Raw genomic sequence first — 13,891 nt, 5'->3', positions numbered from 1 at the left:
CCTTACTTCTTATGCCGGATACGCGGGTTCACCACGCCGTACAACAGGTCGACCAGCAGGTTGACGAGAATAATCATCGTCGCCACCAGCAGCACCCCGCCCTGCACCACCGGATAGTCGCGGCGCTGCAGCGCATCAATCAGCCAGCGGCCAAGGCCCGGCCAGGAGAAGATGGTTTCGGTCAGGATAGCCCCCGCCAGCAGCGTACCGACCTGCAGGCCGATAACCGTGACCACCGGCAGCATCGCGTTGCGTAAAGCATGAACGACGATCACCCGCATTCGCGTCAGGCCTTTCGCGCGCGCGGTACGGATATAATCCTCGCCCAGCACTTCCAGCATCGACGAACGGGTCATACGCACGATCACCGCCAGGGGAATCGTCCCCAGCACCACGGCGGGCAGGATCATATGCATCACCGCATCAATAAAGTCGCCCGGCTCGCCCCAAATCGCGGTATCGATCAGCATAAATCCGGTCAGCGGCAGGGTATCGTCAAGGAAGACGGTATCGCTGATACGTCCGGAAACCGGCGTCAGGTTAAGCTGTACCGACACCAGCATGATCAGCATCATCCCCCACCAGAAGATAGGCATGGAATAGCCGGTCAGCGCGAGGCCTACGGAGGTGTGGTCGAAGATAGAGCCGCGTTTGACCGCCGCCAGCACTCCCACCGGGATCCCGACGATGATGGCAAAAATCATCGCGCAGACGCCCAGCTCCATGGTGGCCTTAAAGCGCGGCACGAACTCTTCCCAGACGGGAATACGGCTTTTCAGCGAGATGCCCAAATCACCGTGCATCACGCCCCAAATATAGTTGACGTACTGCTGCCACATTGGCTTATCGAGGCCCATTTCGGCCAGCAGCTGCGCGTGACGTTCAGGGGAAATACCACGTTCGCCCGCCATAATCATCACCGGGTCGCCGGGGATCATATGAACGAAGGCGAAAGTGAGAAGGGTAATACCGATAAATGTTGGGATGACAAGTCCCAAACGTCGGAGAATGAACTGCAACATAACCCGGATTCTCTCTGGAGACGGCCCGCCTGGTGACAGGACGTCTGTATTGCTCACAAATGTCAATTCCCTCTCCCCAAGGCGGGGAGAGGGGAAACACGCTGTTATTATTCGATAGAGACGTTATCGAAGTGGTGTTTACCTAATGGATCGACCACGTAGCCTTTGACCTCTTTACGCACCGGCTCATAGACGGTGGAGTGAGCGACAATCAGCGCCGGAGCCTGATCGTGCATCACGACCTGAGCCTGTTTGTACAGCTCAATGCGTTTGTTGTGGTCATCGGTGGCGCGAGCCGGCTGAATCAGATCTTCAAACGGCTTGTAGCACCAGCGGGAGTAGTTAGAACCGTCTTTTGCCGCCGCGCAGCTGAACAGGGTGGCGAAGAAGTTATCCGGATCCCCGTTGTCGCCGGTCCAGCCCATCATGACGGTCTGGTGTTCGCCCGCTTTCGCGCGCTTCAGGTATTCACCCCACTCGTAAGTGACGATCTTGGCCTGGACGCCAACTTTAGCCCAGTCAGCCTGAATCATCTCAGCCATACGGCGCGCGTTCGGGTTATACGGACGCTGTACCGGCATTGCCCACAGGTCGATGGTGAAGCCTTTTTCCAGACCGGCTTCTTTCAGCAGCGCTTTCGCTTTCTCTGGATCGTAAGTGTAATCTTTAATGTCGTCGTTATACCCCCACATGGTCGGCGGGATCAGGTTCTTCGCGGCCTGGCCTGCGCCCTGGTAAACGGCTTTGATAATCGCTTCTTTGTTTACCGCGTAGGTCAGCGCCTGGCGAACTTTGACATCATCCAGCGGCTTCTTCTCGGTATTGAAAGAGAGGTAGCCCACGTTCAGGCCCGGCTGCTCCAGCAGAGTGATGTTCTTGTCTTGCTTCATGCGCGCGATGTCTGCCGGGTTCGGGTACGGCATAATCTGGCATTCGTTTTTCTGCAGCTTAGCGTAGCGCACGGAAGCATCAGGGGTGATGGAGAAGACCAGGCGATCGATTTTCGGCTTGGCGCCCCAGTAGCCCGGGAAGGCTTTATAAAGAATACGGGAGTCTTTCTGGTACTGCAGCAGCTGGAACGGGCCGGTACCGATTGGGTTGAGGTCCACTTTCTCCGGCGTACCGGCTTTCAGCATGTTGTCGGCATACTCTTTTGACAGAATAGAGGCGAAGTCCATGGCGAGATCGGCAAGGAACGGCGATTCCGGACGGGTCAGCACGAACTGGACGGTATTATCGTCCACTTTCTTCACTTCGCTAATCAGGTCAGGTAACCCCATGCCTTCAAAGTATTCATAGCTGCCGCCAGACACTTTATGGTAAGGGTTGTTGGTATTTTTTTGTCTGTCGAAAGAGAAGACAACGTCATCGGCGTTCAGCGTGCGAGTCGGTTTAAAATCTTTATTATCCTGCCACTTCACGTCTTTACGCAGATGGAAGGTATAGGTTTTCCCGTCTTCGCTAACTTCCCATTTCTCAGCCAGGCCCGGAATCACTTCCGTGGTGCCGGTTTTGAATTCTACCAGGCGGTTATAAATCGGCACTGAGCTGGCGTCATAGGTGGTACCAGAGGTGAAGAGCTGCGGGTTAAAGCCTTCCGGCGAACCTTCTGAACAATAAACCAGGGTCTTCGCTTGTACGCTTGCTGCAACGGTCATGGCAACCAGGCTCAGACCAAGCTTCAGCATCCCTGATTTTTTCAAGGAAATACTCATTATTCTGCTCCAAATGTGATGTTGTTTGCATATATCCGCCAGACCTTTATTTATGTTTTACCCGGTCCGGTCGGTGGTGCCCGAAGGCATTGAGAGAGATGGGGATTCCTTTCGCAAAAACGACTGAGTTGCAGTACGGATTCTCCATGAAATGCCCCTCATGCCCTACAATCTGTCAACAGAATGGGGAAACGTCAATACAGCCAACCTGGTTTTACATCCGGGGTGAGAATCGGCAGGCAAAGATTAAAAAAAGTGCAAAGCGCTATTTCCAGCAGAGAAATTTATGCTAGCGGCCAGTACGCAGAATAAACGCCTTAATATTTTCCGGCAGCCAGTGATAAGCAATTATGCCAAATGGTAAAAATTTCTTGCGATGTGACCAATATGTGAGCGATAAATAGCGTGAACGTTAAAACGCACAGCGGAAAATGCTGAAGTTATCCATAAGCTTCGCGAAAAAAGATCGGAGTATATATAAAAAAATACAATGGAAGATGTCACAAAACAGGGAATTGGCGGCAGGAAAGGGTAATGGGCGAGTTTTCTGACACTCTTAGGTAGAGCGCATTTTCCCGGAGGCGGTGCTGGGCACCTGTACCGGCGACAGACGCAAAAAAGCCTGCTCGTTGAGCAGGCTTTTCGAATTTGGTCGGTGATAGAGGATTCGAACCTCCGACCCCTTCGTCCCGAACGAAGTGCGCTACCAGGCTGCGCCAATCACCGAATGCGGGCGCATCTTACTGCTGCGATACACACCCGTCAATGCCTTATTATGAAAAATTCGCTCAAGCGGCGAGAAACTCGCCACTCTGCTACTCCTTCTTCGCCGCAGCGTCAGGAACGTGGCACCAGTTGTTATATTGGTTAATCCCGCCGTCCGGCGAGGTATAGCCAAGACAGCCCATAATGGTGTCATACAGCTCGACGTGACGACGCGGTACCTTCATTGCCGCCTGCTGTTTCAGGCGCGCAAAGGAGGCTGCGTGGTCAGGCGACTCCAGATACTTATCCGACATCCACACCAGCATCGGCACGCGGAACTGCTCCGGCGGCGCCATCTTGCGCGGCGTCCCGTGCAGGTGTTCGCGCTCGTTGATGGACTCGCCGTGGTCGGCTGCATAGAAAACAATCGCCTTCTTATCCCGCAGCTGATCCAGCACGCTGACGATAAAGTGATCGACGTAGGTCACGCTGTTATCGTACGAGTTAATCAGCTCAGCCTTCGAGCATTTATTATCGACGCCAACGCACTCCGGCTTCCATTGGGCAAAGCTGCGCGGATAGCGCTGGGTATAGTTAAAGTGCGACCCTTTGGTATGCAGAATAATCAGGTGCTTACCACTGGGATTCTTCGCCAGCCCGCGCTTCATTTCATCTACCAGCAGCATGTCGTCAACGCTCTTGCCGCGGTTACTCGGCTCAGCGCCAATCTGCTCGCGATAGGCGATGTTGTTCGCCATCGTGTTGCTGTAGAACCACATCTCGCTCTGCATGGCGTACAGGTTGCCGCTAAAGCCAAGCTGGTGGAGGACGGCAAAGACGTTCTGTTCTTTCAGCGTCCGCTGCGGGTTATCATCCGCCCCGCCCTGACGAACGAACATACAGCGCAGCGACAGCTTAGTGGCGGTATCGCAGGAGTATCCGCGGAAAGCGACCAGGTTTTTCTCCTGCGCCAGCTTAGGCGTGGTATTGCGGTTATAGCCCAGGATGCCCATATGGTCCCAGCGGGTGGTTTCGCCGATGATAAACACCACGTAAGTATCATCCAGGCCTTGCGGCGCAACGTAGGTGAATTTTTTCGCCGGATTGATCAGGGATTTATTATCGGAAGACTCATCCACCTGCGCCCACGCGTAAAGCCCCAGCGCTGAGAGCCAGTTAGACGGCAGGTAGGAGTTAGCCACCACCCCGCCATAGCTTGGCAGATCGACTTCGGAACTGCGCTCGAAGTTCTTCTGGCGAACCTCCAGCAGACGAATTGGCCCCCAAACCATCAGGCCAGCCAGCAGCACGATAGTAATATTCTTCATCCGCTGGCCGGGCGTACGAATTTGACGCAGCAGCGTGAAGCGGCAGCGGTTGCTCCAGATAAGCACCAGCGGCAGCGCGCTCATCAACACCAGCCAGAGAATCAGGTGCCAGCCGATAACTTCTCTGGACAAGTCGATGTCAGTGGTCATCACCGAGGCAATAATCCCGTAGCCGATCACCACGTTCAGGAAGGTCATGTAATAGCTGGCGGCGGCGGAGAATAGTACGACGATGGTCGCGAGGATGCGCCAGACCCGGCGGCCAAACAGCGACAAAATACGCAGCAGAAAGAAGGTGACCAGAAAGGTCCCAATCAGCTCAACTGCACCTGAGAGTCCTTTCCAGATGGTAAACTCCTGAGCGTACCCTTCAAAGCGGCGGAAGAATACGGCAGCGTTCATAAACCAGCCGATGTACAGCGCCAGCCAGATACTGAGCTTCAGCTGCGTCATCGTTTTAATGTATTTCATGCAAAAAACCTGGAAAACGAAGAGATAAAACCGCCCGACTTAAGCGATATAAGTAAGCAGGTTAATAAAGTGCGTTTAGCTTGGTTATAAGAAACCTCTACAAAGCGCGATAAGTAGACCACAGCGGAAGGAAAAAGTATCAGGAGGGAATGTGATCCAACCAAACATTTACAAAACATTTGGTTGGATTGGCACTATTAGCTTAGGTAATTAATCATCGGGGCCGTGATAACGCCCGCTTTCAGGCATGAGCCTGGTGGTAAATTTCGCTTTTCGGCTGGCGAATCGTCGTCGACAGCGCCAGGGAAAGAATCAGCAGCGCAAAGATGACGCAGAAGGTCACGTAGAAACCGCCGAACAGGGAAGCAATCAGCGAACCGCAGATGCTGCCGATACCGAAACCGAGATAAATCACGCCGTAGTTTTTCGCCAGGTTATTGAGGCCAAAGAACTCACTGACCAGCGATGGGAAGACGGTAATCGTGCCGCCGAAGTTAAAGGCCACGCAGGCGATGGCGGCGAAGAAAGTCGTGGCGTTCAGCGGCGCGAACAGCAGCGCTGCCATACCGATAAGCGAAACGACCTGTCCGATGGTAATCACCCGGATGCGCGACATTTTATCCGACAGAATGCCCAGAACCAGACGGCCGCTCAGGTTAGCGATAGAAATCACCGTCACCGCGTTGGCTGCCGTCGCCACATCGAGATGCACCATCCCCTGGGCAATATCTTTCGCCACGCCAATCACGTACAGGCCGCTCATGCAGGCGGTCAGGAACATCACCGCCAGCATCCAGTACTGAGGTTTACGCATCGATTCGGCGAGGGTGAAGTCGTTTTCGACCACGCCATTGTTCGCGGAGGCGGTGTGGTTCGGCGCGTCTGTCATCAGCGTCGCGCCAAAAACGATCATCACCAGCACGATTGCGCCCCAGATAATAAAAGTTTTTTCCAGACCGACCGTCGCCAGCAGATGGGAATCAATAAACTTGAAACCCAGGCTGCCAAGCCCGTAAGCACCGATAGAGAAAGCAGAAATCAACCCCTTACGTTCCGGGAACCATTTGACGCAGTTCGACAGCGTCAGCAGATAGCCGGCGCCGTCGGCCAGCCCGACCAGAAGGCCCGCGCTCAGCCACAGCATCATCAGGCTGTTTGAATGCGCGGTCAGGAAGAATCCGAGGCCCAGCAGAACGCCGGACGCCATGGTGACGCGTTTGACGCCGAAACGTTCCTGTAATTTGCCCGCCACGGATGAGGAGAGCGCCAGGCCGAGGCTTAACAGGCCGAATGAGAACGCCACCTGGCTGACCGGTTCGTCCAGCTTGGCGGAAAGCGAACTATTGAACAAACTCCATGTATAAACCGATCCCAGCGCAAATTGCGTAATGATAGTGCCAAGCAGCGTAAGCCAGCGGGTGTATTGACGGTTTGCAGCGTTCATAGCAGTTGTCCTGAATAATTAACTGCCGCCACCATAACGAAGTCCCCTTTAAGGCTGGGGAAAAAAGGCATGAACTGCCGTCACCGCGGAATGAAATGCACTAAAGGCGGAATGAATGACAGTGAAAAATATTCACGCCTTAAATATTCATTGAAAAGTGAGTACCTGCTACCGCCGGAAGATGCGTCATTACTGTAATGATGAAGTAAATTAAACGTATCAAATATGCTACATATTTAGCCTAAATAATTCGAGTTGCTTCAAGCGCGGCCAACGCATCTGCCGCTTGAAGCATGACGAATAAATTAAAAATTGGCGCTCACGCCCATTAAGTAGAGATAATTTGCCCCAGTGGGCAGATTGTCCGCCTGCGACAGCGCCGCCCAGGCGGCAAGATGAGAGTTGAGCGACATATCGGCGCCAAAAGTCACGTCCCGCCAGGCGCCGTCCTGCGCGCGATTCTGCCCGCCGGCATCAGCCGTAAATCCCTGGTTATAGCTCACCTGGGCCCACGGATGTACACCCCATAGCTTCTGATAATCTACCCGCCAGCCCAGCGTATTCACGTAGCCGGTTCCGGCCGCATTACGGGTAAACGGGGGGGACGTCAGGTCGGAATGTAAACTGGCTACCGGGCCGGAGGTCACGCCGTCGACCAAGGAGAAATTCCAGCCCACGCTCATGCCGCGAGCGCTGTCCGGCGGCGATACCGCCTGGTTAAACGCCAGCCCGGAAGGATCGTCGGACGCATTTATCCGCTCCGCGAGAATATCTTCATAGCGCGGTTGGTGATCGCTGTCCCATGTATAGCGTTCCGCAGTATTACTTTTTGTATCGATAGCGATATATTCCTGTTGCCAGGCATTCGCACCGGCAACACACGACGCCCAGACGGATACGTACGCCGGGACCAGGAATCCCCGGAGGCCATTGCATTTCTTTATTATCATTAATGCGACTCCAAAAAGAGCCGAAACGGCAAGGTTGCTGTGTTTTTTTATGGGGTGCCCTATCCCTGTTTTGGGGATAATAACCCTGTATTAACTATTATCTTTATCTTTCAGCCGTCAAGTTGCCCGGCTGATTTTTATGACAAAAGGGAGAGGCAGATGCAACGTTGCGGATGGGTCAGTCAGGATCCTTTATACATTGAGTACCACGATAACGAGTGGGGCGTCGCTGAAAAGAATCCCCGCAAGCTGTTTGAGATGATTTGTCTTGAGGGCCAGCAGGCCGGACTGTCGTGGATCACCGTACTGAAAAAGCGTGAAAACTACCGCAGCGCCTTTCACCAGTTTGACCCGGTTCGCGTCGCGGCAATGGACGAAGAAGATGTTGAACGTCTGGTTCTCGATGCCGGTATTATTCGCCATCGCGGGAAAATTCAGGCCATCATCGGCAACGCCCGGGCCTTTCTGGCGATGGAGGAAAATGGCGAGCCTTTCGCAGATTTCGTCTGGTCATTCGTCGATAATCATCCCCAGGTGACGACCGCCGCCGCGCTGGCGGAGATCCCGACAACCACTCCGGCTTCTGACGCGCTGTCAAAAGCGCTGAAAAAACGGGGGTTTAAGTTTGTCGGTTCAACGATCTGCTACTCCTTTATGCAGGCCTGCGGTCTGGTCAACGACCACGTCACCGGCTGTTTCTGTCGCTCAGGAGGCCAGGATGATCCGCAACTGGGACGCTAACGAAACCGGCCCGCTGCTTGAACTGTGGCTGGAGAGTACGATCCAAGCCCACCCGTTTATCGCCGAAAGCTACTGGCATGACAGTCTGGCGATAGTGCGCGACGTTTACCTGCCCTCCGCCCAAACCTGGGTATGGGAGCAGGACGGCGTGCTGAAGGGCTTTATCAGCGTGATGGAGTCTCGCTTCATCGGCGCGCTGTTCGTCGCGCCGGATGCCGCCAGGCAGGGTATCGGCAGCGCGCTGATTGGCGAAGTCAAAAAACACTACGGTTGGCTAACCCTTGAGGTGTACCAGAAAAACGTTCAGGCGGTGAATTTCTACCATGCGCAAGGCTTCCGCATTGAAGACTGCGCATGGCAGGATGAAACCCAGCATCCGACCTGGATTATGCATTGGTCGGCGGATCAAATGCCGTCAGCGTAAGCTCGGGACCGGTATATTTTTCCAGCCAGGCCAGCGCCGTATTTCCGGCGCAGCCGTTGCCCAGCCGCGATGTCGGAATATCGTTGGTCAGCACGTTCACCGCACCGTTTTTGCAGATCCCCGCCTGAGGGTCAAGGTCGGGCCATGCTCCTTCATGCAGGCAGATAACCCCAGGGCGGATACCGTCGGTCACTACCGCGCCAGCCAGCACCTGACCGCGTGAATTCCATACCCGTACCAGATCGCCATCGGCGATATTGCGCGCCTGCGCATCGCGCGGATGAAGGGTTAACGGTTCACGGCCCGCCACCGCGTAGCGCTCGCGCAGCGACGTATGGTTGAGCTGGCTGTGAAGGCGGTGCGCCGGATGCGCTGACAGCACCTGAAGCTGACCTTCCTGCGCATTGCCATGCCACTCGTCCGGCTCCAGCCACATCGGATGCGGCGGGCAATCCGGATAGGCATACCCGGCGATGGTCGGCGAGTGAATCTCAATTTTACCGCTGGCGGTTTTCAACGGGTTCGCCTGCGGATCGGCCCTGAAGGCGGCAAAGCGGGCAAAGCGTGCGTTTGCGGGCTCCTCCGGCATTTCTATCAGCTGATTATCCTGCCAGAACTGGGCGAACGGCGGCAGCGTAACCTGCTGCTGCGCCCCACGCTGGGCGGCAATCTGGTAAAACGTCTCCAGCCACTGCAGATCGTTTTTACCCTCGGTGAAGCGCTCCCGCCCGCCCGCTTCCCAGCGCTCGCTGAGGTCGGCAAAAACGGCGAAATCATCGCGCGCTTCATCGCGCGGCGCGATCACCTGCTTCATCGGCACCAGGTGCTGGTTGCTGTAATCCCCGGTCATGGTCATATCGTTGCGTTCAAACGAGGTCGTCGCGGGCAGGACGATATCGGCATGGCGCGCCGCCGCGGTCCAGAAGCATTCTGAAATCACAATAAGCTCCGGTTTTTGCCAGGCGCGGATCAGCCGGTTGGTATCCTGATGGTGGGTAAAGTTGGCGCCGCCCGCCCACCAGATAAAGCGAATATCCGGGAAGCTACGCTCCATCCCGTTATGTTGATAAGCGGCGCCGGGGTTCTCCAGCGCTTCAACGATGCGCGCGACCGGAATTTTCTCTACCGCGTCGGTACCGCCCGCCACGCTACCCTGCATTGAGCCCAGCACCGCCGCACGCCGCGTAGGGTTGCCGCCGTTGGCAAAGTGATAGGAAAGGCCAAAACCCCCGCCTTCGGTGCCGATCTGGCCGAGCATGGCCGCAAGGGTCACCAGCATCCAGTGTTTTTGTTCGCCAAACTGCTGGCGCTGCATGCCCCAGCCGGACATCAGCATGGTGGTGTTTTCGTGGAAAAGTTTTGCCAGTTCGCGAATTTTATCCGCGCTGACGCCGCAGATCGCCGCCGCCCATTCCGCCGTTTTTGCCGTTCCGTCGCTCTCGCCGGTCAGATAGCGGGCGAAAACGTCATAGCCGCTGGTGCAGCGGGCCAAAAATGGGTCATCCTGCCAGCCGTTTTCGACCAGCGTATGGGCGATACCGAGCATCAGGGCGACGTCAGTGCCCATATGCGGGGCGATCCACTCCGCCGCGTCGCCAAAGAATTCCGCCGTTTCCGATCGCATCGGATCGATGCAGATCACCCGTTTCCCGCTCTGGCGCAGACGGTCGAACCACGGAATACCCTGTTCGTCGGAAGCGTTCCAGGCGATTTTTAACGTATTTAAGGGGTTAGCGCTCCACAGCACCACCACATCACTATGTTCCAACACCATTGGCCAGCTGGTCTGCTGCTGATAAACCTCATTACCGCCAACCACGTACGGCATGATCGCCTGGGCCGCGCCGGTGGAATAATCGCCCAGATGTCCGGTATAGCCGCCCGCCAGACTCATATAGCGCTGGAGCAGGGTCGCCGCTTTGTGCAGCACGCCGTTTGAGCGCCAGCCGTAGGAGCCCGCAAAAATCGACGCCGGGCCGTAGCTTTCGCGAATTCGGCGGTGCTGGGCGTGAATCAGATCCAGCGCCCGATCCCAGCTTACCCGCACAAACTCATCCTGCCCGCGCACGCCCTGCGGGTTTTCAGGCGAGGCGAGAAACCCCTTACGCACCATCGGGTACCGTACGCGGGTTTTGCTATGCACCTGATCGCGCACGGCGCTTTGCAGCGAGTTGGCGAAAGGGGTATCAAGCGCCCCCCGCGATGAGATGACGTTCTCGCCATCGGTTTCGACCAGCATGGGCCCCCAGTGGGCTGCGGTGAGGATAGTTTTGGTGGCGGATGAGGTTGGCAATGCGGGCTCCTGGTCAGCGATAGCAGGTGTGGTGACGGCACGTTATTCAGCCGTTCAATGTTATTTACAAATTGAGATGCTCTCTGCGGAATTTTCTCCGGTTTCGCGCGTCATAATCAACCGTCACGGTCGCTGTGGCAAAGAATAAAAAGGATTAAGGAAATAAGATGAAAAAACGCGTACTCATGATTGCGGCTGTCGTTAGCGGCGCACTGGCTATTTCTGGCTGTACCACCAACCCCTACACCGGGGAGCGCGAAGCGGGTAAATCCGGGATCGGCGCGGGCATTGGGTCGTTAGTCGGCGCAGGCGTAGGGGTGCTCTCTTCTTCCAAACATGACCGCGGCAAAGGCGCGCTGATCGGCGCGGCGGCCGGCGCGGCGCTGGGCGGCGGCATTGGTTACTATATGGACGTGCAGGAAGCGAAGCTGCGCGAGAAAATGCAGGGAACCGGCGTCAGCGTGACGCGAAACGGCGACAATATCGTGCTGAACATGCCAAACAATGTGACCTTTGACAGCAGCAGCGCCAACCTGAAACCGGCGGGCGCCAATACCCTGACCGGGGTAGCGATGGTGCTAAAAGAGTATGAGAAAACCGCCGTTAACGTGGTTGGCTACACCGACAGCACCGGCAGCCAGGATCTGAATATGCGTCTTTCTCAGCAGCGCGCGGAGAGCGTCGCCAGCGCGCTTATCACTCAGGGCGTAGCGGCTAACCGCATCCGCACTACCGGCATGGGTCCGGCGAATCCGATCGCCAGCAACAGCACCGCGGAAGGTAAAGCGCAGAACCGCCGCGTCGAAATTACCCTCAGCCCGCTGCAGTAATGCCCGCTTTGCCCGGTGAGTCGCCGGGCAAAATGCTTGATATAGCGAATTTTCGCGCTAAGGTGTGTGCAGATTTCAGCAAAGGAAGCCACCATGGCGAAAGCGGCGCGAGCAACCATTAGCGATGTGGCGAAAGCCGCACAGACCGGCAAAACCAGCATTTCACGCTATCTGAACGGCGAAAAGCATCTGCTTTCCGACGATCTGTTGGGGCGGATTGAAAAAGCCATTGCCGAGCTCGACTATCGTCCCAGCCTGATGGCCCGCGGCCTGAAGCATGGCCGCACCCGGCTGATTGGCCTGATCATCGCCGATATCACCAACCCCTACTCGGTCAACGTGCTCAGCGGCATTGAAGCCGCCTGTCGCGAAAAGGGTTTCACCCTGCTGGTATGTAATACCAACAACGAGCTGGACCAGGAGCTGCACTACCTCGATCTGCTGCGCAGCTACCAGGTGGAAGGGATCGTGGTCAACGCCGTCGGGATGCGCGAGGACGGCCTGAACCGCCTGCAGCAGTCGGCGCTGCCGATGGTGCTTATCGACCGCAAGATTCCGGAATTCGCCTGCGATGTCGTCGGCCTCGATAATACTCAGGCCGCCACTACCGCCACCGAACACCTGGTGGAAAAAGGTTTCGAAGCCCTGCTGTTCCTCAGCGAACCCCTTGGCTCGGTCAATACCCGCCGCGAGCGTCTGAGCGCCTTTCGCCAGACACTACAGCGCCACAGCGGTATCATCGCGGAAAACGCCGAAGTACCGTTGAATGATGGCGCGATGCTCGATAACGTCCTGCGCCATTTCCACTCCCACCATCGCGGCATGCGCAAGGCGGTGATTTCCGCCAACGGCGCGCTGACCCTGCAGGTGGCGCGCTCGCTTAAACGCGTTGGCCTGATTTGGGGCAGCGATATCGGCCTGCTGGGCTTCGATGAACTGGAGTGGGCCGAACTGGCGGGCGTGGGGATCACCACCCTTAAACAGCCGACCTGGCAGATTGGCTTCGCCGCCGTCGAACAGGTAGTGCGCCGGATTGAAGGCAGCAACGACCCGGTCCGCGAACGGGTGTTTTCCGGCGAGCTGATCGTCAGAGGCTCCACCTCCCGCTAACGATCCTTCGTGATGGCGATCATAAATTAGACATCCTGGCCTTTGCTTTGGAACCGATACCATCTAGCGTAATAAACAACGCATCAGATTATCGTCGGGAGTATTGGAATGGCCAGAAAGATTATTGTCGTGACCGCCGCGTACGGGAATGACCATGTTAAAGCGCTGGGCGGGCAGTCCGCCGTACTGCCCTTTATCGCCGGTTCCGGCGCCGACGGCGTAGAGATCCGCCGGGAACTGTTCAGCGCGGATGAGCTGAACCGCCTGGCGGAGCTGGCCGCCGATATTGAGCGCCGCGGCCTGCTGGTTTGCTATTCCGCGCCGGAAGCCCTGTTTGCCGCAGACGGAGCGCTTAACCCCCATCTTTCCGATCTTTTACAGGAAGCGCAAACCCTTAACGCGCTGTGGCTAAAGCTCTCGCTGGGCCATTTTACCCACCACCATGGCCTGGAAACCCTGCGCGATATTTTGCGCGAGAGCGGCATGGCGCTGGTGGTGGAAAACGATCAAACCGACTGCGGCCAGCTGGCGCCGATGCAGCGCTTCAAAGCCGCCTGCCGGGTTAACCAGCTGCCGATCACTCTCACCTTTGATATGGGCAACTGGCTATGGGTCGGCGACTCGCCGGAAGAGGCCGCGCGCCACCTGGCCCCGGCCGTCAGCTATATTCATGTTAAGGCGGCAGAGCCGCACCATTCGCACTTTCGCGCCGTGCCGCCGGATGAAGCCTCCGGGCGCTGGCTGGCGCTGCTCGATAACCTGCCCGCCGATGCCCCGCGCGGGATTGAATTTCCGCTGACTGGCCATGACCTGACGGCCGTGACCCGCCGCTACGTCAACCTGCTGCGCGAGGATTAA

Annotated in this window: 11 protein-coding genes and 1 tRNA gene; 5 read left to right on the top strand and 7 right to left on the bottom strand. The window is 56.5% G+C overall.

Annotation, left to right across the window (positions count from 1 at the left end; all coding sequences use genetic code 11):
- Positions 1–2: 2 nt before the first annotated feature.
- From dppB to ACE3MN_RS01065, 6 genes are all read right to left on the bottom strand, one after another.
- Positions 3–1,022 (bottom strand): dipeptide ABC transporter permease DppB, encoded by a 1,020-nt coding sequence (gene dppB / locus ACE3MN_RS01090; protein WP_004126390.1) that lies wholly within the window; start codon positions 1,020–1,022, stop codon positions 3–5.
- Between the two features lie 107 nt (positions 1,023–1,129).
- Complete coding sequence (dppA, locus tag ACE3MN_RS01085) at positions 1,130–2,737, bottom strand: dipeptide ABC transporter periplasmic-binding protein DppA (RefSeq protein ID WP_024359760.1); 1,608 nt, start codon at positions 2,735–2,737, stop codon at positions 1,130–1,132.
- A gap of 649 nt (positions 2,738–3,386) precedes the next feature.
- Positions 3,387–3,463, bottom strand: a tRNA-Pro gene (locus tag ACE3MN_RS01080).
- Positions 3,464–3,552: 89 nt separating this feature from the next.
- Positions 3,553–5,241 carry a kdo(2)-lipid A phosphoethanolamine 7''-transferase gene (gene eptB, locus ACE3MN_RS01075; protein WP_004137822.1) on the bottom strand — a complete coding sequence of 563 codons (1,689 nt, stop codon included), beginning with the start codon at positions 5,239–5,241 and terminating at the stop codon, positions 3,553–3,555.
- Between the two features lie 241 nt (positions 5,242–5,482).
- Positions 5,483–6,685 carry an MFS transporter gene (locus ACE3MN_RS01070; RefSeq protein WP_064343309.1) on the bottom strand — a complete coding sequence of 401 codons (1,203 nt, stop codon included), beginning with the start codon at positions 6,683–6,685 and terminating at the stop codon, positions 5,483–5,485.
- Between the two features lie 305 nt (positions 6,686–6,990).
- On the bottom strand, positions 6,991–7,635 hold the full coding sequence (locus tag ACE3MN_RS01065; RefSeq protein ID WP_049086997.1) for a hypothetical protein: 645 nt from the start codon (positions 7,633–7,635) through the stop codon (positions 6,991–6,993).
- Positions 7,636–7,794: 159 nt separating this feature from the next.
- Here ACE3MN_RS01065 and tag point away from each other — a divergent pair, with 159 nt between their 5' ends.
- Both tag and ACE3MN_RS01055 read left to right on the top strand, forming a co-directional pair.
- The gene (gene tag, locus ACE3MN_RS01060) at positions 7,795–8,376 is read left to right on the top strand and encodes a DNA-3-methyladenine glycosylase I (protein WP_004137820.1); all 582 of its coding nucleotides are present in this window, start codon (positions 7,795–7,797) and stop codon (positions 8,374–8,376) included.
- A complete protein-coding gene (locus ACE3MN_RS01055) occupies positions 8,354–8,800 on the top strand; it encodes an N-acetyltransferase (protein WP_102650193.1) in 447 nt (148 codons plus the stop codon). Before tag ends, ACE3MN_RS01055 begins: the two co-directional genes overlap by 23 nt.
- Here ACE3MN_RS01055 and ACE3MN_RS01050 read toward each other — a convergent pair.
- Entirely contained in the window at positions 8,763–11,093 is a 2,331-nt protein-coding gene (locus ACE3MN_RS01050) for a molybdopterin guanine dinucleotide-containing S/N-oxide reductase (protein WP_082237891.1), read from the bottom strand. The two genes, ACE3MN_RS01055 and ACE3MN_RS01050, sit on opposite strands and share 38 nt — an antisense overlap.
- Before the next feature lie 167 nt (positions 11,094–11,260).
- Between ACE3MN_RS01050 and ACE3MN_RS01045 the strand changes: the two genes are divergently transcribed.
- The 3 genes from ACE3MN_RS01045 (at position 11,261) to ACE3MN_RS01035 (ending at position 13,891) form a co-directional block, all read left to right on the top strand.
- Positions 11,261–11,923 carry an OmpA family lipoprotein gene (locus tag ACE3MN_RS01045; RefSeq protein ID WP_004126414.1) on the top strand — a complete coding sequence of 221 codons (663 nt, stop codon included), beginning with the start codon at positions 11,261–11,263 and terminating at the stop codon, positions 11,921–11,923.
- Between the two features lie 93 nt (positions 11,924–12,016).
- A complete protein-coding gene (locus ACE3MN_RS01040) occupies positions 12,017–13,033 on the top strand; it encodes a LacI family DNA-binding transcriptional regulator (RefSeq protein WP_004137817.1) in 1,017 nt (338 codons plus the stop codon).
- A gap of 108 nt (positions 13,034–13,141) precedes the next feature.
- Positions 13,142–13,891, top strand: coding sequence for a sugar phosphate isomerase/epimerase family protein (locus tag ACE3MN_RS01035; RefSeq protein WP_004137816.1), 750 nt, complete (start codon positions 13,142–13,144; stop codon positions 13,889–13,891).

It is taken from the genome of Klebsiella grimontii (assembly GCF_042137965.1).
In the GTDB taxonomy this organism is placed as follows: domain Bacteria; phylum Pseudomonadota; class Gammaproteobacteria; order Enterobacterales; family Enterobacteriaceae; genus Klebsiella; species Klebsiella grimontii.
The sequence above is the reverse complement of the archived record's forward strand: the minus strand, read 5'-3'. Positions and strand labels throughout refer to the sequence as shown.

Bases quoted from the DNA above. Each gene is read 5' to 3' on its own strand.
- tag (WP_004137820.1), top strand. From the start codon at position 7,795: ATGCAACGTTGCGGATGGGTCAGTCAGGATCCTTTATACATTGAGTAC.
- dppB (WP_004126390.1), bottom strand. From the start codon at position 1,022: ATGTTGCAGTTCATTCTCCGACGTTTGGGACTTGTCATCCCAACATTT.
- ACE3MN_RS01070 (WP_064343309.1), bottom strand. From the start codon at position 6,685: ATGAACGCTGCAAACCGTCAATACACCCGCTGGCTTACGCTGCTTGGC.
- eptB (WP_004137822.1), bottom strand. From the start codon at position 5,241: ATGAAATACATTAAAACGATGACGCAGCTGAAGCTCAGTATCTGGCTG.
- ACE3MN_RS01055 (WP_102650193.1), top strand. From the start codon at position 8,354: ATGATCCGCAACTGGGACGCTAACGAAACCGGCCCGCTGCTTGAACTG.
- ACE3MN_RS01040 (WP_004137817.1), top strand. From the start codon at position 12,017: ATGGCGAAAGCGGCGCGAGCAACCATTAGCGATGTGGCGAAAGCCGCA.
- ACE3MN_RS01035 (WP_004137816.1), top strand. From the start codon at position 13,142: ATGGCCAGAAAGATTATTGTCGTGACCGCCGCGTACGGGAATGACCAT.
- ACE3MN_RS01045 (WP_004126414.1), top strand. From the start codon at position 11,261: ATGAAAAAACGCGTACTCATGATTGCGGCTGTCGTTAGCGGCGCACTG.
- dppA (WP_024359760.1), bottom strand. From the start codon at position 2,737: ATGAGTATTTCCTTGAAAAAATCAGGGATGCTGAAGCTTGGTCTGAGC.
- ACE3MN_RS01065 (WP_049086997.1), bottom strand. From the start codon at position 7,635: ATGATAATAAAGAAATGCAATGGCCTCCGGGGATTCCTGGTCCCGGCG.